The 19852-nt window shown below is 58.8% G+C and carries 20 protein-coding genes and 2 pseudogenes; 7 read left to right on the forward strand and 15 right to left on the reverse strand.

The annotated features are described in order from the left end of the window. Positions 1 to 99: 99 nt before the first annotated feature. From RBH77_RS04850 to RBH77_RS04865, 4 genes and pseudogenes are all read right to left on the reverse strand, one after another. Complete coding sequence (locus RBH77_RS04850) at positions 100 to 1875, reverse strand: diguanylate cyclase (RefSeq protein ID WP_311031007.1); 1776 nt, start codon at positions 1873 to 1875, stop codon at positions 100 to 102. Positions 1876 to 2417: 542 nt separating this feature from the next. Then, a pseudogene (locus tag RBH77_RS04855) lies at positions 2418 to 2558 on the reverse strand (helix-turn-helix transcriptional regulator); the annotation flags it as partial. Between the two features lie 128 nt (positions 2559 to 2686). Then, positions 2687 to 3376: pseudogene (locus tag RBH77_RS04860) on the reverse strand (Ti-type conjugative transfer relaxase TraA); the annotation flags it as partial. 213 nt (positions 3377 to 3589) lie between these two features. After that, a complete protein-coding gene (locus RBH77_RS04865; protein WP_311031008.1) occupies positions 3590 to 4648 on the reverse strand; it encodes a class I SAM-dependent methyltransferase in 1059 nt (352 codons plus the stop codon). A 609-nt stretch (positions 4649 to 5257) separates the two neighbouring features. Here RBH77_RS04865 and RBH77_RS04870 point away from each other — a divergent pair. Further along, complete coding sequence (locus RBH77_RS04870; protein WP_311031009.1) at positions 5258 to 6388, forward strand: diguanylate cyclase domain-containing protein; 1131 nt, start codon at positions 5258 to 5260, stop codon at positions 6386 to 6388. Positions 6389 to 6821: 433 nt separating this feature from the next. Here RBH77_RS04870 and RBH77_RS04875 read toward each other — a convergent pair whose 3' ends face one another. The 5 genes from RBH77_RS04875 to RBH77_RS04895 all read right to left on the reverse strand — a co-directional run bounded on the left by RBH77_RS04875 (position 6822) and on the right by RBH77_RS04895 (position 10504). Then, the gene (locus tag RBH77_RS04875; protein ID WP_311031010.1) at positions 6822 to 7265 is read right to left on the reverse strand and encodes a hypothetical protein; all 444 of its coding nucleotides are present in this window, start codon (positions 7263 to 7265) and stop codon (positions 6822 to 6824) included. Positions 7266 to 7628: 363 nt separating this feature from the next. After that, positions 7629 to 8057 (reverse strand): Ros/MucR family transcriptional regulator, encoded by a 429-nt coding sequence (locus RBH77_RS04880; protein ID WP_311031011.1) that lies wholly within the window; start codon positions 8055 to 8057, stop codon positions 7629 to 7631. Between the two features lie 477 nt (positions 8058 to 8534). Then, a complete protein-coding gene (locus RBH77_RS04885) occupies positions 8535 to 8876 on the reverse strand; it encodes a DUF982 domain-containing protein (protein ID WP_311031012.1) in 342 nt (113 codons plus the stop codon). Positions 8877 to 9017: 141 nt separating this feature from the next. Further along, positions 9018 to 9923, reverse strand: a complete 906-nt coding sequence (locus tag RBH77_RS04890) for a hypothetical protein (RefSeq protein WP_311031013.1) — start codon at positions 9921 to 9923, stop codon at positions 9018 to 9020. 341 nt (positions 9924 to 10264) lie between these two features. Beyond that, a complete protein-coding gene (locus RBH77_RS04895) occupies positions 10265 to 10504 on the reverse strand; it encodes a hypothetical protein (protein ID WP_311031014.1) in 240 nt (79 codons plus the stop codon). Between the two features lie 183 nt (positions 10505 to 10687). Between RBH77_RS04895 and RBH77_RS04900 the strand changes: the two genes are divergently transcribed. Further along, positions 10688 to 11035 (forward strand): low affinity iron permease family protein, encoded by a 348-nt coding sequence (locus tag RBH77_RS04900; protein WP_311031015.1) that lies wholly within the window; start codon positions 10688 to 10690, stop codon positions 11033 to 11035. 51 nt (positions 11036 to 11086) lie between these two features. Here the strand turns inward: RBH77_RS04900 and RBH77_RS04905 are convergent, their stop codons facing one another. Beyond that, positions 11087 to 11392 carry a hypothetical protein gene (locus RBH77_RS04905; RefSeq protein ID WP_311031016.1) on the reverse strand — a complete coding sequence of 102 codons (306 nt, stop codon included), beginning with the start codon at positions 11390 to 11392 and terminating at the stop codon, positions 11087 to 11089. Between the two features lie 132 nt (positions 11393 to 11524). After that, positions 11525 to 11767 carry a hypothetical protein gene (locus RBH77_RS04910; RefSeq protein WP_311031017.1) on the reverse strand — a complete coding sequence of 81 codons (243 nt, stop codon included), beginning with the start codon at positions 11765 to 11767 and terminating at the stop codon, positions 11525 to 11527. Positions 11768 to 12009: 242 nt separating this feature from the next. On the opposite strand from RBH77_RS04910, the gene RBH77_RS04915 reads away from it, so the two are divergent. Then, on the forward strand, positions 12010 to 12261 hold the full coding sequence (locus RBH77_RS04915) for a hypothetical protein (protein WP_311031018.1): 252 nt from the start codon (positions 12010 to 12012) through the stop codon (positions 12259 to 12261). A gap of 337 nt (positions 12262 to 12598) precedes the next feature. Here RBH77_RS04915 and RBH77_RS04920 read toward each other — a convergent pair whose 3' ends face one another. The 3 genes from RBH77_RS04920 to RBH77_RS04930 form a co-directional block, all read right to left on the reverse strand. Further along, the gene (locus RBH77_RS04920) at positions 12599 to 13171 is read right to left on the reverse strand and encodes a lipocalin family protein (RefSeq protein WP_311031019.1); all 573 of its coding nucleotides are present in this window, start codon (positions 13169 to 13171) and stop codon (positions 12599 to 12601) included. A gap of 2073 nt (positions 13172 to 15244) precedes the next feature. Beyond that, on the reverse strand, positions 15245 to 15580 hold the full coding sequence (locus tag RBH77_RS04925) for a hypothetical protein (protein ID WP_311031020.1): 336 nt from the start codon (positions 15578 to 15580) through the stop codon (positions 15245 to 15247). A gap of 85 nt (positions 15581 to 15665) precedes the next feature. Beyond that, complete coding sequence (locus RBH77_RS04930) at positions 15666 to 16115, reverse strand: low affinity iron permease family protein (protein WP_311031021.1); 450 nt, start codon at positions 16113 to 16115, stop codon at positions 15666 to 15668. 140 nt (positions 16116 to 16255) lie between these two features. Here RBH77_RS04930 and RBH77_RS04935 point away from each other — a divergent pair, with 140 nt between their 5' ends. After that, positions 16256 to 16750 carry a YciE/YciF ferroxidase family protein gene (locus tag RBH77_RS04935; RefSeq protein WP_311031022.1) on the forward strand — a complete coding sequence of 165 codons (495 nt, stop codon included), beginning with the start codon at positions 16256 to 16258 and terminating at the stop codon, positions 16748 to 16750. Between the two features lie 46 nt (positions 16751 to 16796). On the opposite strand, the gene RBH77_RS04940 is transcribed toward RBH77_RS04935, so the two are convergent. Next, positions 16797 to 17372, reverse strand: coding sequence for a DUF6894 family protein (locus tag RBH77_RS04940; protein ID WP_311031023.1), 576 nt, complete (start codon positions 17370 to 17372; stop codon positions 16797 to 16799). A 102-nt stretch (positions 17373 to 17474) separates the two neighbouring features. Here RBH77_RS04940 and RBH77_RS04945 point away from each other — a divergent pair, with 102 nt between their 5' ends. The 3 genes from RBH77_RS04945 to RBH77_RS04955 all read left to right on the forward strand — a co-directional run bounded on the left by RBH77_RS04945 (position 17475) and on the right by RBH77_RS04955 (position 19500). Further along, positions 17475 to 17717 (forward strand): hypothetical protein, encoded by a 243-nt coding sequence (locus RBH77_RS04945; RefSeq protein WP_311031024.1) that lies wholly within the window; start codon positions 17475 to 17477, stop codon positions 17715 to 17717. Between the two features lie 85 nt (positions 17718 to 17802). After that, positions 17803 to 18129, forward strand: coding sequence for a hypothetical protein (locus RBH77_RS04950; protein ID WP_311031025.1), 327 nt, complete (start codon positions 17803 to 17805; stop codon positions 18127 to 18129). 474 nt (positions 18130 to 18603) lie between these two features. Next, positions 18604 to 19500: a hypothetical protein gene (locus RBH77_RS04955; RefSeq protein ID WP_311031026.1), complete on the forward strand. Its 897-nt coding sequence runs from the start codon at positions 18604 to 18606 to the stop codon at positions 19498 to 19500. Positions 19501 to 19852: the final 352 nt, after the last annotated feature.

Below are 19852 nucleotides of genomic sequence, written 5' to 3' on the forward strand. Positions count from 1 at the left end.
GGACTGATCTCCGGATTAGTTCTTCAATTGATAAATCCCTCTTCACGCGCCGTACAGCTATGTCTTCGTCGTGCAAAGAAGCTGCTGGCGATGGCCTCACTATGAGGATGAACCGACGTCAGGATCGACCGCGGCAACCCTCTTCGCTATTCCAACCAGACCGCTTAGCGCGGCTTGCACCACGCGGTTTCGCCCACCCTCCTTAGCCCGGAGTAGTGCGGCATCAGCGGTCCTAACCAGCTTGTCGAATGTGCAATGGCTCGGAGCAGTTGCTGTACCAAGCGAAGCAGTTATTGCGCCCAGTTCGCGTCCAGCATGCTCGATTTGAAGTGCTCCGATCCTGAGCCGGACCTCCTCGGCACGCTCCAGTGCCTGCTCTGCTCCCATGTCAGGCATCAGCAACAAGAATTCCTCGCCACCATAGCGAAAAGCATCGGTTTCCCGCATCGAGTTTTTCAGAAGCTCACCGACCGCGCGAAGAACGGCATCACCGGCGTCGTGACCAAATTCATCGTTGAAGCGCTTGAAATGGTCGACGTCGAGCATGATGCAGCTGATAGGTCGATTGGTTCTGCTCGCCTCCATCAGTTGGGATTCGAGCACCGTCTCAAGCCGCCGCCTGTTGGCAAGTCCGGTTAGCGGGTCGGCCATCGCCATGTCGCGCAGCCTGTCACGCAAGCGTAGATTGCCAACCGCGAGGCCGATATTTTCCGCCAACATCTTGAGATACGTTTCAGAGATATCCAGCGAGGGTTCGGAAAGATCGCCCCGCGGCTCAAGATAGAGCAGCCCCATCGTAGTCCGTTGCGCGATCAACGGCAGGCATATCGAATCGATCGGTTGTCCATCGAAACGGAGATGATCACACGGCACGTCTGCGGCGCTGCCATGAGGACGATGTAATTCTCCTCGCTGCAATGCCCAACACGCCGCTGGCGAAAATTCGGTACGTGAGTGAACCGGCGCAAGCCATGAGCACACCTCGACCATCAGATTGCGGCTCTCATCCAACAGGTAGAGCTGGCCGGCAAAGCCTGGTGCGATCTGCGGAACAAAGCTCCCGACGACACGCTCCAGTTGGTGCATCGTCTCGCATTCTTGCATCCGCTGGGTCATTCGCGACAACAACGAGCGCTTTACAAAATCCGCGTTCCGCTCCTCCTCCAGCCGCTGGCGTTCAAGGCCATTCTCGCGGAAGACACGGACGGCCTGGGCCATGTCGCCGATCTCGTCAATCTCACCGTACTCGGGAGGCTCGACGGCGTAGTCTTGAGCCGCGAGACGGTTCACCACATCGCTCAGCCTGACGACCGGTCGCAGCACACGACGCTTAAAGACAAAATAGAGGACGCAAAGGAAAAGAAGGCCGGTGATGCTGAGAGCGATCTCCGAAATGGTCTTCCAGAGCTTTGAGATGTTGACCGCAGCAGCCACTTCGCTGTCGGTGCGCTGATCGAGACGGTATTGAAACCTTTCGACGTCCGCGGCTACGCGATCCAACTGGCGATCATATTCAACACCGAACAGGATACTGCGCGCCCGATCCGCATCACCTTGCTGGTGAGCTTTGATTGCCTCTCGCTGCTCGTCCTGAAGAGCATCCACTAAGCGCAGCGCGTTAGCCAGGACGTTGAGTTCGTCAGTACTGGCCCCGATATCCTTCAGGTTCCGGAGCCTCTGCTCCACTGGCCGCAGCGCTGTCGCTTCGCGGTTGTAGATATCGAGATGGACTGGATCGCCAGTGATGACGTACTCGCGTGCCTTATTACTGAGCGCGGTGACTTCAGCAGCGGCCTTGGCACTTGCTTGGTCGAGCAGCTCGCGTTGAACAACTGCAGCTCGCTCTTCCTCCTGAACATTTGACGCCAGCAGCATGGTCGCTCCCGACGCGAATGTCAGAACGAGCGTTGCCCCGTAAGCCCAATTGGTGATCGTCGCTAGGCGCATAGGGTGTCAATACGGGCAAGCGGTTGCGATCAGGTTACCATCGGCCCGCTTCACTATCCGGTGCAGCCGCTCGCCACCCCGGCGTCGACGGCGATGACAAGGTCCCCTGAAACCGGGAGGAATGTGGGAGCGCTATATGCCCGTTTCCGTGTGACCGAAAGGCCAAGTATCGCCGACTTGACGGCCGTGCCCCAATTGATGTGCGGCAGGACCCTAAAGGAACACCGCGCTGGCCGGCGTGTACCCCCCAAGCCCCCGCCCACGCGCCGGCTAGTCGAACTGGAACGCCTCTCCGGGTTCGGACGGCAACGGCACGAAGGACAGCTCCGGGTCAGGCGGCGATGCCGGCCGGGGCATATTGGTCTGCTTCTGAAAATCGATACCTCAGGAAGCAGGTGACCGTATGGCGATGGCAGCAATGGCCTTTAGACCCATAGCCATTAGCCGCTTTCGTCCCGTCGCGCTTTGGCGTGCCAGAAGACACCGTTGACACTGATCCTGATCTGGGTCGGGAAGGTGCCTTCGGCGATCTTGCGATACATAGTTGAGCGGGACAGACCGGTCCGGGCAAGAACGGTTCTGCTGCGGATGATGCGGTCGGGTTCGGGCATGGCTGGCCTGCCTTCTGCTGGGAGCTTCTGATACCTGACGGGTCAGACCAAACAGGTGGTTATGGTCACGCAAGAGGAATCGCCGCAGTGCCGTAAGATGGCGCGGAAACGGCGGCAAATCGGATGGATCAGAGTCCGATGCCGCGGCCTCGGCCGACCCCGATGCCGTGAGTGAAGGCGAGTTCGGCACCGAGTCGCCGGCCCGATTCGACCTGGATGCCAAGCGCCTTCTTATGGTTGGCGAGCAGGGATTCCAGTTGCGGATCGCGTTCGAGGCTTTTGGCCATGTCAGGCCTGGCCGAGCGGGTTGATCTGTAGTTGGCCATGTCGCCTACCTGGTATTGACGCTGGCTGGTCTGGTCGAGCTTCTGCCAGCGTTTTACGAAGCGTTCGGCGCGCACGGTCGGACTAGTGCCCGGATCGGCGCTTCGTGCGGTGCGGATTTCCGCCTTGAGCTGGAGGGCGCGCACGATGCGATTGACCCGGCCAGACCCCGCCTCACGGACAAGCTCGGGATTTTTTACGTAAGCTGCTTCCGCATCACGCCAGCCATGCGGGCGAACCTTCTCGAAGATGTTGCGGGGGTCAGTCAGTTCGCGCATCTGCTCTGGCGTGCCGAGGCCGGCTGCGTTCCCGCTGGAGAGGATTGCGTCGATCACACGCGCATGGCGCACAAGCGCCTTGGTGCGCGCGTTGCGCAACGTCGCTTCCGGGTCAGCCGGTACGACCGCATCGCGCTGCGCGTCCGGCCCCAGCCTCGCCTTTCGCGGCTTATGTACGCCATCCCCGATCTGAGCTCCACCATCTCCCCTTTCCGGTTGTGCGTGTCCGACACGATCATGCAGGGATAGCCGCGATGCTCGGCGATGATGTCGAGTTCGCGGTCGACACGTTCGCCCTAGATCGAGTTGAAGTGCCCGCAAAAAACAGTCGCCATATCTTAAGGATCGACCCCGGATCTCGTACGATGGCGCACTCTTCCCTTTTCTAGTGAATTGTTCGCATCCAGCAATTGATTAGTGAAGCCTGCTCTAGGGGCGAGCTTCCAGGACCATGTTGAAGGGTGTCTCGGTGGCGCGGCGAAACTTCGTGAAACCTCCGCTGGTCACGACCTCCCGAAGCCTTGCTTCGCCGGCTTGGGCTCCGAGACCCAGTCCGACTTCCTGCGATAGCGACGCCGGCGTGCAAATGAAGGTCGAGGCAGCATAGTAAATCCGACCGACCGGATTGAAATTCGCCGAAAGCTGATCATGGGCAAATGGTTCGACGATGATCCACGTCCCGTCCGGCTCTAGCGCCTGATATACATGCCTGGCTGCGCCGGCCGGATCTCCCATGTCATGCAGGCAGTCAAAGAAGGCGATGAGATCATACTTACCAGGGAAATCCTTTGCCGCAGCCACCTCGAACCGGGTATTATCAGCAACACCAACTTCCTTCGCAGCCGCGCGTGCCCGTTCGATGGAAGGTAGATGATAATCAAAACCGACGAAGCGTGAATTTGGGAATGCCTGGGCCATTAACACCGTCGATGCGCCATGGCCGCATCCGACATCGGCTACAGTGGCTCCTCGTTTAAGTTTTTCGACCACCCCGTCCAACGACGGCAGCCAGGACTCGATCAGATTGGCGTTGTAGCCTGGACGGAAAAACCGCTCGGTGCCCCGGAAGAGGCAGGTGCTGTGATCATGCCAGCCTAGTCCTTTGCCCGAATGGAACGCCTTCCTCACCTTCTCTTCGTCCAACCATAGCGCTGAGGCAACCTCGAATGCGCCGGCCATGTAAGCGGGGCTGTCTTCGTTGACGAAAACCTGTTTTTGTTCAGGGCTGAGATAGAAGCTGTCCGAGGCTTCGTCATATTCGACGTAACCAGCGGCCGCTTGCGCAGAAAGCCATTCCCGCACCAGCCGTTCCTGAGTGCCGGTTTTTGCCGCGAGTTTTCCAGCGGTCATCTTGCCGCCCTCGCTCATAGCGGCAAACAGGCCAAGCCGATCCCCCAATAACACGGCAGCACCCGTTGCGATTGCGCCTAAATCGCCAATCATTTTCCCCAGAAGGGCGTCAAGCTTCTCCTGATTAGGCTCCGACATTGGCTTGTTCCTTCAGCTTGCTGCCGTTGCGTGCCGTGGGCTGCTGGCAAGAGCGAGTGCAATTCCATTCAGTTCTCCGGGCCGCTTCAAAAAACCAAGGAGCGCCCGACCACCTGCTGATAGCGAGGCAGAACATGGAAAATTCATGCTGAATTACCGGACCAGAATGATAGAAGCGTGACGCGCGTCAATTCAGCCGATCTGATGAGGACTTGCACGCCCATTGGCGCGCGTTGAAAAAGATTGAGTGGAAGCGACAGTCCTTTGCCGCACGCCAAGCTCTGCGGCATAGCGCGAGAATGGCCTTATCCCTTTTACCGCAGAACTTGGTTTGTCATCAGCCATTTCACGGAACGTGGCTACGCATTGGTCGCACCCATCCGGAAATTGCTGGAACACAGCTGCCCGCGGAAGAGGCATACGAGCGGATCAAGGATCCGTGGCAATCATCGAGCTACTTACCTGCGGTTAACGTCTCTAGCTATACATCCACCTTATAAGAGACTTTTAGACTAGACCTAGTCAGCACAGGTGACGGAGATGAAGGACCCAGCGGGCCAACCGGAAGCCCTTCGGCCCGATTCCGGCCACGGTCATCCGCCAGAGTCCATGCTCTATTCGCTCTTAGGCCATCTTCGTTTGGCTCTGACGCGCCCCATTAACGCTCGCACCGTCTGGCAATTGCGTCGGCAGATAGAGCACCAATCCGGCCTCATCCGCCAAGCTGAAGCCGCGCTCGCAGGCGCCGAGATTTTCGAGCAGGCTTCTGTCGCTGCGCGGATGGGCTTCTGGCAGTGCGAATTGCCCAGCGAACGATTGACCTGGAGCGACGGAACCTACGACCTGTTCGGCCTCCACCGTCGCAGCGGGATCGTGCGCAAGGAAATTCTGAGAAGCTATTCTGAAGAATCGCTTGCTCGTCTGGGGAGAGTCCGTGGCAACGCTATAGAGACGGGATCTGGCTTCGGACTTGATGCCGAAATCTGGAGCCCGGACACCGGAAAGCGCTGGATCAGAATATCCGCTACCGTCGAGCGCCAAAATGGCGAGCCGGTTCGGCTCTTCGGTGTCAAGCAGGACATTACCGAGGAAAAGAAGCAGCTAGAACGAATGGAATATCTCGCGGGGCACGATGCAATGACGGGCCTTGCCAATCGCAGCCAGTTTGAAGCGAGGCTGGCTCAAATCTGCGAGCCGGGAAGATCAGGAGGCGCCCTCATGCTCATCGACCTCGATGGATTTAAGGAGGTCAATGATACTCTCGGGCATGCCATCGGCGATGAGTGTCTGATTGAGATTGCCCGCCGATTGTCAGCGGTGTGCCAGTCCGCTGAGCTTATTGCGCGTATTGGCGGGGACGAGTTCGCCGTGCTTCTCGGCCCGAGCGCCGACGTACAAAAAATCGAAGATATCGCTCAGTGCATTATCCGCGCTGCGGAGGCACCAATGAACTGCTCGGGTCGTATTTTTCGAATTGGCGCCTCTGTCGGTTATGCCTTCGCAGAACAGGAAACACCGGCGACTGTATTCACGAGGGCTGACTGTGCACTCTACGCAGCAAAAGCAGCTGGCCGCCGTACTTTTTCGGGATCTCAACAGGGCAGCCTGATCGATATCCGCCCTTGGGTCGGAACAGCGCGCATATGTGCGGCTCCTCTCCGGGAGGAACTCGTTTTAGTGTCCCGCCGCGGTGGTGAGAAGGTCGCCGATGGCAAGATCTCGCGCGACGCTCCAGCCTGATTGGGCTTCTGCCGATTTGCGGCGACGAATAAATGGCGGAGAGTGCACGCGATCCAGAGGTATTCCCGACACGCGCCCTCACCGCGCTTCGCCCAACCTCGGCCCATTTGGCGGGGCGATCCCTTTCATCCCGCACAAAGATGTCGGCTTCTATCGCTGCGTCCGCAAAGGCTGCGCCAACGGCTGTTACGTCCTTCTTCGCCCTCAGGTGCTCCATGCAGGGTTTCACGGGCTTGCGATAGAGCGCCCCCCAATGCGCGGGCGTTCAGCGGCTTGCATCGTGCTGGTAACATTGATGAGCCGGCCTGGCTGATCCGTGTCGATCGTTACCGCTGCGATATGATCCTCGGCCATCGGCGTACTCAACAGGTCGATTCAATGACGGTTCCGTTGGCCAGGATGCTCAATCCGGCATCCCACCTACCTACGCGGATTAAGTTGCTTTTCCCCAACCGAGAACGGCTTTAACGAGGCGCAGGGACAAAGATCCCTTGATAGCGGCGCGGACGCATCGAGCGGCCCTCAATGCCGTCATCGAATGCCCCACATGGCAGTAGCAGACTATCTCGTGGAGCTGGTGATCGGACAATTCGAAGAAGCGCTTCGCCTCGCCGTAAGTGTCGTTCTGCAGCCCCTCCTCACGTAGGACCAGATCTTCGAAGGCGACCGAGAACGGTGAATCGTCGCTCCGCATAAGGTCGCGATCGCACCAAGGATGGTTTTCGGTACCCGCAAGCGCAGTGAGCGTCCGGTGGGGATCGCGTTCGAGCAGCTTAAGCCAGCGCTCGAGACGCTGCCTTCGATCCATCATGGCATTTTGAGGCTCAGCGGTAATATGCGCTACGTTCGACAGTTCGTCGCGTGACTGGTGCTTCATGGCAACCTCCTCCAAGGTGGTGTGCCCCAAGTCCCTTTTGCAAAACACTATACCTGATTAAGGGGATTCCGGTTCCGATCGGACTATCAATTTTAAGATATCTCCTTTCCGAACGTTCCGGGAAGGCCGGCCGGACAGGAGACATACGAACTGCAGGCCCTTCCGTGGCTGTATTCACGGCGGCGAGACGAGCGAGGAAAGTAGTGTCGGGCGTTATTACAGCGGCCCGCAATCGTTAGAGGCCGAGCGTTCCGGTTAAGGTTTCGGTTAGCCGGCGAGGCTGATGCTGGTGCGTGGGCGTGGTTGAGACCCCGCTTCAGAAGCGAGACAGCTCACATAAACGGCTGACCCCGCAGGCCTCGACTATGCCTTGGCCTTACGAGCCTTCGGGGCAGGCTTTGCTGCTGATTTCCTGCCAAGACCCATTGACTTTGCGAGTGCCGCACGAGCGGTCGAGTATGCTGGCGCTACCATTGGATAGTCCGAAGGAAGACCCCATTTTGCGCGGTATTCGTTCGGGGACATACCGTGATGCGTAGCCAAGTGGCGCTTAAGCGACTTGTACTTCTTCCCGTCTTCCAGGCAGACAATGTAATCGTTATGGACTGACCGCTTCGGATTCACCGATGGCGTTTGCTGTTCTTCCATTGGTGCAGCAGTGCCCCCTTTGAGAGTACGGAGAGACTGATGGACGCTGGCGATCACCCCGGCCAATTCGGCAGTAGGGACAGCATTCTTGCTCACATAAGCGGAGACAATATCAGCGGTAAGCTCAACCAATTCGTCGTTCATGACTAAAGCCTTTCGGAGAAAGCGACCCCGCAAGATTGCCCTAGTAGAGCCGGCGCGTCTTCACAAGGAGATATCGATCTTTCATCGACCGTCTACGGGCAATAAATCGGCACGGCCGAGGTTCTCGCCGCTCACGCTGCCGGCATGCCTTGCTCGACCTTGTCTTTCAAGGTCGCGATCGGCCGGATACTTACGGGCTCCGGTTTCAAAAAGCGGTTTTCTCGGGCATTGCTGCCGCTCCATGTTCACGACGGTTGCTGAGGTCGGGCAGGACAGGTGCCGTCCGCCACTTCGTTGGTCAGGAAGGGAAACCGGGAAAACCTTCCTGCTTACCATGCTGCCGCGCCCGGTTGACGCGACCTGCAGCGCAGATGGAATGCGGCGACAAAGACGAGGTCCAGGCGCCGCCAGCATGAGAAGCGCGGAAGGCGTAGTGTGCCAGCCCCGCCGCCCGCCGGCGAGGACAGCAGCATGAGATCACTTTTTTTCGAGTGGTGTCGCCGCCAGTATACCCGCACCACCTGCGGCCTTCCTGAATGCCTCGAAGGCGACCGCGACTTTGCAATGTCCGGCCAGCGCGTCGTTGGAGACGCGCACCGCTTCCCTGTACGAGGCGTCGTCCTTACCAGGCCATCGTGTGTCCGCCAGCGCCTTCACGGCGTCTGCAACGCAGGAAATCGGCATCGGGTCTCCGCTGCGAAAGCGGATTGTGTACAGGATTGTCATCTCCTTACTCCGCGTCTTGCTTTTGCGCTGGACGGGCGTCCCGGACGCCGCCGTCTCATCGATGATCGTATCGAGCCGCTTCACCCGTTTCACGGCTCGGTCCCTTTCGAACCCAACGGACGATGAGGTTCCGGACATCTCACGCAGGCAGGCACAGTATGACGGAGCGCAAACCCGGCATTCGTGTCGATAGCGGAAAGCAACGCGATCTGAATAAGGATCGCGTTGCCGTCTCTATGGGTTGGCAGCGCTCCAGCGATCCTCGTCCTCATCGCGTTGCTTTCCGCCGAGAATTGCCGCCACGCCCGCGATGAAGGCGCCGATGAGAAGGATAAGCGCGCCTAAGAGAGCTGTGGTGGCGGCTGTCTTTCTCGCTGTATCAGCCGCCTGCTGTGTCTTCGTCTTTGCATTCTGGGCCATTGTCCAGACATCATCAACGCGCTTCTTGGCGTCCGCCTGCGAGAGGCCCGTTCGGGTCGCGACGAGCGTAACAAGGTAATTGTTGTCGTTCTCAGATATCTGACCGTCGGCGGCGCTTTGGATCAGAATACGGCTTGCCTGCCCAAGCGCGGCAGCATCACCCTCGGGACCAGCGGCACTGAGTTTGGAAGTGTCTGTTGACCGAAACAGGGCATCTACGAAATAGGATGTCACAGGACTGCTGTCATTTGCGGCGCCGGCCGCGCTGGCCCCAACAGCTTGCGCGGCGCCCGCCGCTACCTTTGACCCAGCCTGCACACCGGAACTGACAACGCCTGAAATCGTCGAGCCCAGGAACCCGAGGACCACGAGCGTCGCGAGCGCCCAGGCAAGGAGGCCATGGGCGCTGTCTCGACAGACAACCTCGTCCGAATGGACAGCCGTCCAACGTCTGCGCAGGCGACCGGCCATGTAGCCGCCGAGGCCAGAAGATATCCACTGGACGACCACTAGCCAGACCGCCGCCGAAACGAGAACGGCCGTCGCCGACGCGCTTTGAGATGACCAGGGCGAGATCATCGTCAGCCCGAACCCGGATCCGACCAACATCAAGATTATGGTTGCGACCGCCGCGGCGATGGCGCCGGCGAGGATCGCGCCCCAGTTCAAGGGTGAAGCCGGGGCGGCCGTTTCAACCACGATATCGGTTTGGGAAGCCATCTCTCAGTCGTCCTAGTGCCAGAAAAGCAGGATGAGCAGGATGATGGGAATTGGTACCCCAAGGAGCCAGAGCAATATTCCACGACCCATTTGATTGACCTCCTAACAAGGGCCGACGGAATGCCGACCAGCCACTCTCAATGGCGGCCGGGCAAGAATGTTCCGCAAGGCGGCGGGAGTTCGACGGTGATGCCCAGCAAACCGGCGGTCCATCCCCTGCCGGCATGGGCGACAGGCAGCAGCGCAGAAGATCAGAATTTTCCCATTTTGCGGCGATGAGGATAGCTCGATGCTTCATAAGCCACGGCTATCTCTGCGCCTTTCAGTGTGCCGCCGGCGTATTAGATGACGGTGTCGGCAAGAAATCGAATGCGGACTTCTTCCATCACAAACCGGACCGCTTCATGCAGCGGGATGTTGCTCTTCCGGACGAATTCCATACTGGCCCCATCGAACGACGATTGAATGATCGTTGAGGCGGTATTCCATGCGTAATCAGTCATCAAATCGCAGTCAGTATCGTAAGCGAGCAGATATGTCGGCGGGTCGGCGGGAGCGATTAACTCCAAGTCTATCGTCATGGGAGAGCTTAGCCTCCGCCCTGCATCAACCGAAGCTTACCCGGCATTGTTCCACTAAAGGCGGCCCGCGTGGTTAGCGTTTCGTAAACAAGCCGCTAACCCAACAGTCTTCCAATATAGGCGGGCGGCGTCGCAGCACTGCGAACCGGAGGAACCGAACCACGTGATCGGCGTTAAGGCGCGATGGACAATCACCTGTTTCGCTTCGCTGATTTCCTCTCACGCCCGCCCGGATTCTATTTTGTCATAGTGCTCATGGCGCTTTGCACGGCGCTGGTTCCGTTTGGTTGGACCGACGTAGTCACCTATGTGCTATCGATCGCCGCAATTATCATCACCGGCGTGGTTCTGATCCAAGGCTATCGCGATACTGCTGCGATCCACGCAAAGCTGGACGAGATCATTGTTGCACTGCGCGAGACTCAGAACGATGTGATCGGCTTAGAGCACCGCGACCCGGAGGAAATTGCCGAAAAGCGTAAGCGGCTCGAAAACGAGGCGGAAATTTACCAGGACGGCCGGGATTCTTAAGGCAGAATGAGGACCCCTGAGGGGACGAAACCAAGGCTCTGGCGCGCTGGATCACCCGTTCAAGTAGCGTCGCTGGGCGGGATGGCTATAACCGTACATTCTCTTCGGTTCATCGTCCCCGTCGGCCAAACGACTACGGTCAAGGACCGGGACAAGATCGAGCAGCATCGCGGTTTCGGTGATGAGTTGAACTAATCGCTCATTGGGAAGCGGACATGATGGCATGGCTGCTCGGATGCCGTCGACGATTGCATTGGTCGACACAATAGACGACCGGCGGCGGCCTTTCATCGCACCTAGAATGTGCGAGTGCAGGTCAGCGTCCGCTCCACCATTTGGTTCTGCGAAACTACCCATCTTGATGTTCTCCCGCCCTGCCGCTTCTGGAATCAAAAGTCTGACGGGCAGATACGTTGGGGGTTCCCAAAACCCTTTCCCGAAGATTAACAACCCGTTATCAAATCTTTAAGCTTAGACGCGCTGCTGCACCTAGCGCCAGTGGCTTTGCGATCGCGCCGATGACTGCCCGCACATCCAGCCAATGGCAAAACCGACAACGCCAAAGAGGAGAGCTGTTGCGGTAACCGTGCCAGCGTTCTCGCGCACCGCGTCACGCGCTGCTTGGGCTGTCTCGCCAATCTGATCCGTTGTCCGGCCGATCAGGCTGGACTCCTCCGATTGCTCGATTTTATCGGGGTCCATTGCGATGTGCTTCTCAAATTCGCTAGCCATTTCGAGTGCTCCGATGGATGGGATCAAAGCAACATCTGGCGGATGATTTTGTTCCCGGAAGGGGCGATCGCACGCTGTGTTGCAGGCAGGCTTACGGATGTCCGCCCTGCAAACCGCCACTTCATCGCCGTGTCGGCGTAGGCGGCAAAAGCGAGCATCTGGCATGTCGCTGTCTCTAACCAAGAAGACGCGCGTTCGCATCGCGCCGCTGCAACCAAATCCAAGCTTTCAGGTTTTCACCGATGCGCGTCCATTCCAGCCTGCCTTACGCTGACGGTATCTGCTTCGATGACATCGAAGGTTTCGATATCGAGTGCACTAACCATCTGGCTGCGAATGGCACGGTCTACATCACCGAGTTCAAAGCCAATAGTCGGAGATATGGCGGCCGCATCATTGCGCGTAGCCAAGAGCAAGCCCACGAGACCGCATTCGTGCGCGGCTTGGGCGAAGAGGTCCTCGGCCGTCTGGTCCTGACAGGGAGGCTCGACTGAACAGCGTAGTCACCGGTGCTGCGCGACAATGCAGCGCCTCGTTTTTGTAGACGCGCCAAGACGTTCTCCAGGATTGCCCGGGCGGCGACGAGCTGATTTCGATCTTCGGTAGCAACGCTGGTTGCAGGGAGGTCTTTTGCAATCTGATTAGGGCCCGGCACAGCCAAAGGGTCGCCGTCCCGTTGCGATCCGGATCATCAAAGTCGCGCAATGCGGTGATCGCATTGCTGACGTATTGCACCGCGTTAATAAGGTTTCCTTCGGGTCGGCCGGACATCAAGCGATCCTCCAACAGTCGAAGATCATGCAGGGGGAGATCGTTCCCGGCGGTCCCCGGTTAGAGTTTCTGGATCGTTATACATGTTTTATTGGCAGCGAGGCTTGTGGGTCGGCGGCTTGGCCATGATCCTTCGACCATGGCATCCGACACCTCGCGGCCCGTGTGGAGCGGGGTGATCAGATTAGCCAAATCGAAATCCTGCTGACGGGCTTCGTCGAGGTATTCAACCTTTGTAGCTTCAGCCAGTTGCGGCTGGCGCGAGAGGATCCAGAGATATTTCCGATCGGGCGTTCCGACCAAGGCGGTTCGGTAGGGCGGGTCGATCTTGAGGACCCAATAGTCGCCCTTGGTAAAGGGTATCCAGCGGACGTATTCGGGCAGGAAGGTGACTTTCAGGCGCGATTTGGCATCGTCGACGGGGACCGCCTCACCGATCGCCCGCGATGGCTTGCCGTCTTCGTCGAAACATCTGTTGTCGACCCTGATGTTCCTGTCCTCGTTGAGCGCATAGGTGGCCGTGATGTCGGTTGCTGTTTCGTCTTCCCACCCTATGGGCAGGCGGCAAATCTCGTACCAGCGCCCGAGATACTTATCGAGATCAAGACGAGGAAGGGCGGTCACGTCGGTCATGATGGGCGCTCCGTGGAGGGGCATAACGCCCCCCCCACGACTTTGGTTCCGATCGGGATTTTTGGAGATGCCCGCAAGCCTCCATTCATCGCTGTGCCGAAACATGCGGGGGAGCTCGGCCTGGTCGACGCGCGGTTCCTAGCGCAGACGCTCGGTGATCGGATCGCCCCAAGTAAGCTGCTCAATCTTGGGGATGAGAAGATCGAAGGTTCTCGCATTTTCCAATAGGCCATATCGATGTCGCCATGTTTCAGTGCTCTCAGCATATTACCCTTGAGATCGGAGGCTGCTTCCACCCCCTCGTGCTCGGCTACATGTCTCATGGCGTATTCAATGCACAGGTGGAGCGTATTGAGTACAATCCTGACCTGTTCCAATTCAGGTCCAGCCATTCGTCGATGCTGTCAGTGGGGCTTTTCTGCGTTCTGAGGAACATTCCGGTTCTTCAGAGGTTAGATGATCGCCGCCTGGGACAGCGAGCTCTCCTGATCCCTACCCGCTGGCTTCGGCCGGCGGGGTTTTTGTTGGAACTTATGCATGTCACGAAAAACTTACGAGGCTATCGGGAGCGAGGGCGCCCGCAAGAGTGTAGCCAAACACCTCGCTTCGCATCGCTAATCGCCGCTCCATCATCAGGCGGCTATCACACTGCGTGACACGCTCGCTGCGGCCGGCGCGCTTTTTTTCACACCAGATGGGAACATCCGCGTCGCTTCGAAGTTAGATCAATGCTGTTTCCCTGACAACTTACTCCCCTCCAGCACTACCCTGCCGGCTTCGACCCCGGCGGGGGCTTTTCGCCTACAAAATTGAGGGGCCTTGGTGAGGAATACCTCGCCGGAGCAAGATGCCAGGATCTGATCTGGGTCGGTTGATCGTTCCGCGGCCCACGGGCCGAGAGGTCACGGACGCCATGGTCGGGAGTGATTGGTATTCTTCATCAGCAACCCGGCCAACCGAATCCTCGGACGAGCCTTGTTTAGGGATCAGTTTGTCCAGTCGATGGGCTTCGCATCTCAAGACAGGGTCTGACCCTACGGACCGTTTCGATAAAGCTCATTAAGGGGCCGTGCCCGTCCTATGGAAAGAGGATTTCCAGCCGGACAACATCGCGCCACGCATCGCCGCCGCGATACTGGCAGTCGCTGTACCTTCGGCGGCGCAGTCAGGAAGGGTTGAACCCCCTTGTACTCCTTGTTCTCCCGCAGATCGCACAAAATACGGAGATCAAGCGCGAAGCCTGTGTGCGACGCCGGCCGAGGCTATGGCAGAGATCGCGAGGATCGTTGGGATTCGGTTGCGCGAAGGCCGCCACGCCACTGGCCTTCAGCTCTCGAAACGATGTCGGACGCGCCCAGTCACTCACGGCCCATAGGCCGAATGCTCATATGCACGGGAGACCATGGCGTGGCGCCGTCGTGCGCGGCCATGGCTGGGTCAGCGCGTTGCGTCGCCGAAAATGCTGGAAAGAGGATCAGATCGACCGGCTCGTCGGGAAAGCACGAGGGATGCCAGAAGTCCGCGCATATCATGGCAACGCAGCGTACGCCATCAGCGACAAAGCAGGCCGGTCCATCCCCGGAGGCAATGGAATATTCCCGCTCAACTCAATAGGGGTGCGCTTTGGTATAACGCGCTGCTATGTCGCCCTGCGGGTCCACCACCACACCGCAGTTGAGGGGATGAGGACCATTTGTGTCAAAATGCGCCCCCCGACGACCCAAGCGCGTAGTTCCATAGCCAGTGCCCGCACCTCCCGCATGTAGTTCCCGGGATCCAGGTCGTTCCCGATGAGTTCAGGCAAAACGACAATACTGCCGACGTCAATTCCCGCGCTCGACGGAGAAAGAAGGATACGCATGCGCTCGATATCCGAGGCTCCGGAACCTTCGCCACGACCCGGCTAGGTTATCACAACCTTCATCACGAGGCTCCATTGCCAAGCAAAGTGGATTGGAGAAACGCCACGACGCGACACGGCATTGATGTCACCGATCCTGACGCGCCATTAGAAATAATTTGAACAAGTCGCTTTGCTGACGTCAAGGCCATCCGCTCCAAGCTAAGGTCCATCTATCCGCGCGCCGGACCGAGAAGGATCATCGCGAGAGCAATGATCGCTAACGCCAACCCAGTGGCTTGAACGAGGGATACTTTCTCCCCGAAGATCGCGAGGGCCATGACATTAACGGCCACAAGCTGCGCTACAGCAGATAGGCTGAGCGCAACGCCCATCCCGACGTCGCGGATCAGGCGCAGCATGATCAAATTGCCGATCGTGTAAAGTGTAAGCGTCAGCGCGAGCCAAGCGAGGCTGTTCGGTGATAAAGCCCACGTCTTGGCGGAACTGGCCGCGCCAACAAAAATCGCCGTCGACGAGACCAAAAGGAACACTGAAAGTCCCGTCATATCTCAGCCTCGTAGCTCGGGCACGTTGGGCGCTCGCCGATGAGGCGAGATAGCCGAACCCTTCAGACGATGAAGTCCGTCTTCTTCATGCCCCGACAGCCCGTCGATTGACCTTCTGCGATTTCGTATGCTTCGTCGCTTTCTTTGGCCCGCGCCTCGACAGTCTCTTTTGTTCCTCTTTTTCGACAACGGCGACAGCCTCCTCGCACCTCCTGCGGAAAGCCTCGACCTCCTCCACGGAAAGATGCTCGATCCCGACGAAAACGTTCTCGCCGTCGCTCGCCCGGATGAGTTCGTCGAGCTTCGCCTGCACCGCCGCGCCGTCCCGGTTTTGCGTATTCTGGATGAGGAAGACCATTAGGAAGGTGATGATGGTCGTGCCCGTGTTGATGATGAGCTGCCAAGTGTCCGAATATCCCGCGAACGGCCCGGCGATTGCCCAGATGATCACGATGAGGCAGCAGCAGACAAACGTGATTGGATGGCCCGCCGCATGGGCTACTGCATTTGCGGCCTTACCAAAAAGCTGTTGCAAGGTATTCCCCTCCGAAGTGGCAGCCCTCAAATGCTCGACGCATGAAATCGTTCCGCGCGATCGCTGATGAGCGGAACAAAAGCGTTCCTTATCTATTCCAGAGGCACGCCAGGGCGGCGCCGAACGAAGGATGGCGACGCATGGCGAAGGAAAAGAAATTGGAAGATCTGTTCCACGACACGCTCAAGGACATCTACTACGCGGAGAAGAAGATCCTGAAGGCGCTGCCCAAGATGGCCAGAGCAGCGGAATCGCAGGATCTGAAGGCCGCGTTCGAAAAGCACCGCGACCAGACGGAAGGTCACGTGGAGCGCTTGCAGCAGGTATTCGAGGCGATGGGCAAGCGAGCTCAGGGCAAGACGTGCGAGGCGATCGAAGGGATCATCGCCGAGGGCGAAGAGATCATGGAGGAGTTCAAGGATATGCCGGCGCTCGACGCGGGACTGATCTCGTCCGCCCAGGCGGTCGAGCATTATGAGATCACGCGCTACGGTACCCTCAAACGCTGGGCCGAGACCTTGGGGATGAAGGACGCCGTCAAGTTGCTCGATGCGACTTTGAAGGAAGAGGCTCAGACCGACGAGGACCTCACCAAGCTCGCCGACAACTCAGCCAACCAACAGGCGGCCGCTTAAGGGCCCCCGCTACTAAACCCCGCTGGCCCAGCCAGCGGGGGTGCGATTAGTGGCCCGTTCTTCCGGCATCATCCCCCGCCCGTCGGGCTTCCTCCGCCGCCCGCCCGTCGATGATGCAAAGCAGTTCCCCGTTCTCGTCCCGGACCCGCACCAACCAGCCTGACAGATCGACTGTATCTGGTTGAAGGCCATCGAGAAGATCGATCGCGCCGCGGATTGCTTCCTCTCGTGCGGCCTGGAAACTCGGCATTACGGATGGAGGAACCCGTCGGATGCCTTCGCCGTCGCGGTATTCGAAGATGTAGGTCTTGTTTTCTCCCTCTTGGACGCTGGTGACAGCAACCTCATCGAAATTGCCGTTGCTTTGGGCGTCGTAATCGTTGGCGGCCTGATTGAAGGTCGCAGTTTGCACCAGGATTGCCTTTGCTAGGTTCAATGCATTCTCCTTCGCGATGCGGTCGGGATCAGCCATGTCGACTCTCACGCACTCCCCGCCTTCGCCGCAAAACTGGACGCGCAGAATGGGTTCGCCGCTTGAGGCGGCGGTTGCCTGGCCGACTTGGGTACGAACGATCCGCATCGTCTTGTCCTCCAGTGACAAGCCCACAATGCCGCGCGGCATCTTAAGTTCCTGCGCCTGCCGTCAACATTCGAACTGCTTGCTGATGGGCGGAACAATCCTGCTCGCCGGATGTTGCTTTGCTTCCAGCAACGGAGGACTTCGATGCCAAGCGAATTCGAGAGACACATCGCGATGGAACCCGACGAGGAGGATCAGTCGAAAGCATCGGAATTATATTCCAAGGCGAAAGACCAGATCGGAGAGATGGCGCAAGGACCGCGCGAGGCGATGCGCGAAAATCCGGGTACATTCTCCGTTATGGCGATTTTGGTCGCAATGGCCGGGTTTGCCCTTGGCTGGGCGTGTGGGCAGTCATCGGCGCGATCCGAGCGTTACTGGCGCTGATCGCCGATTTCTCTGCCGTTCGCGCGAAACAAGCGGAAAACGCGAGGGTTGTTTCTGGGGGCGTCTTTCAGAAGGAGCGAGCACCATGAAAGCACCAGCCTTGATCCTAACAGCAATGATATCGCTCTGCGCCGGGACGGCTATGGCTGCCTGCCCCGGCAAGTCGGCTTCAAACGGACCGGACACAACCGCGGGCATTTCCAAGGATGGCACGCACGCGCCTCTGGAATCGCCAAACTCCCTGTCTCAAGACCGCAAGAACTCCGCCCAAAAAGACGGCACGACAATGCCACTGGCGACCAAGGAGGGCGGTGGCAACAAGAACCTGGCTACGTCTCAGCAGGATGTCGAGGCGCAGCAACAGGGGGAAAAGACCGCCGCAGCCCATGCCAAAGACAATTGCAAAGACTGAAATGGCCTGGCGCGGTCGAGACGCCTCTGCCTAGAAACAAGCCCGATGACCGGGAAGCACAAGAACGAGACGGCCGAGAAAAAACCGATGCGCTTGACGGAGACCACCGACGTTTCCCGAGCAGGCTAAAGACCTGATGAAGAAGTACGGCAAGACAGCTCGAAGGTCGAGAAAGCGGCGAGGAACTTCAAGGTCGAGGGCTGAGACTGCAGCTAACACAACCAGAGGACGGGCTTCTCGTGGTTGTCGGAGCGTCCATGTCAGGCCAGGGCTTGGAACCAAGTTCGGGAATGGGCGTTCCTCCGCGACAAATCTGCACAAGGGGACGTCATCATGAACGGCATCATCTACCTCGTCGGATTGATCGTGGTCATCATGTTCATCCTTTCTTTCCTCGGGCTGCGCTGAGCCGCCAGCTCGGTTTCCATTATTTCGGGCCGGAGAATCCCGGTCCTGCGCAAAGAGGGTTCAAAGATGACCATCATGGAAGAAGAGACCGCAATCGTTGCCACTCGTGACGCTGATATGGATGCGCGTAGCTATCTGGACTGGCCGGCGGTATTTGCAGGAGCCGTAGTGGCTTCGGCCATCTCGCTGGTGCTCGTCACCTTCGGCTCCGCGATCGGGCTGTCGCTGACGTCTCCGTTTGACAATACCGGGATGTCAGCGGTGGGGCTCGCTATTGCGTTAGGGCTATGGCTCGTCTGGGTGCAGGTTTCGAGCTTTATGGCTGGCGGCTACGTCACCGGGCGGATGCGCCGCCGGGCTTACGATGCGACCGAGCACGAATCCGACGTGCGCGATGGGATGCACGGCCTCGTTATGTGGGGCACCGGCGTCCTGGTCGGTGCATTGTTCCTCGCGCTTAGCGCAGGTGGCGCGGCGACGACCGCTGCCACAGCCGCCGGCGGCGCCGCGCAGTCGGCCATCGAAAAGATGGCGAGCGCCGCCGAGGGAACGAATCCTTTCTCCCAGGCGGTCGACACCGCATTCCGGGCCAGCCGGCCGGAAGCAGGCAGTTCCGTCGACGCGCGCAACGAGGCGATGGCAATCGTCGCTCGCGGCATCGCGAACGGCGATATCCCCGAAGCGGACCGGACATATCTGGCCCAGGTCATTGGGGCACGAACCAACGTTGCCGAAGATGAAGCGAAGACGCGGGTCGACACGATGATCACCAACGCCCGGCAAGCCGCAGAAGAAGCCAAGCGGAAAGCCCAACGGGCGAAGCACTTCGCTGTTATCGCCGCCTTCCTCGCCGCCGCTTCGCTGGCAATCAGCGCCGCCGCAGCATTCTGGGCGGCCGGCATGGGTGGCAGGCACCGCGACGAAGGAACGGTCATTCCGAGGTGGTTCGATCGTATGTCGTAAGCGGATTACGGAAATTCAGCCGGAGCAAAGGGAACACGAGATGCGTTCGATCCTCCTGTGGCTGCTCGGCGTTCCTATCCCGATCATCATCCTGATAGCGCTGTTGCGCTGAGGCAGACAAGAAGTTCGTCAAGCGTCAACGATCTCGAAGGCGATTTGTGCCGAAGGGTTATGTTGCGGTCTGTTAATTCTGGGGCGGTGCCGCGCTGACCACCGCGGAGGAAGAGATCGTTCTGCTCAGGTTATGTTCGAAGAAGCCGACATGACCCATCGTTGGCGTCTGACCGATAACCATCTTCCCGCGCTACTTTCTGGCCGTCGAGGTACCAAGAGGCGGCCCCGTCGGCCAAGT

Origin of the sequence: Mesorhizobium koreense (assembly GCF_031656215.1) — a bacterium.
Taxonomy (GTDB): domain Bacteria; phylum Pseudomonadota; class Alphaproteobacteria; order Rhizobiales; family Rhizobiaceae; genus Mesorhizobium_L; species Mesorhizobium_L koreense.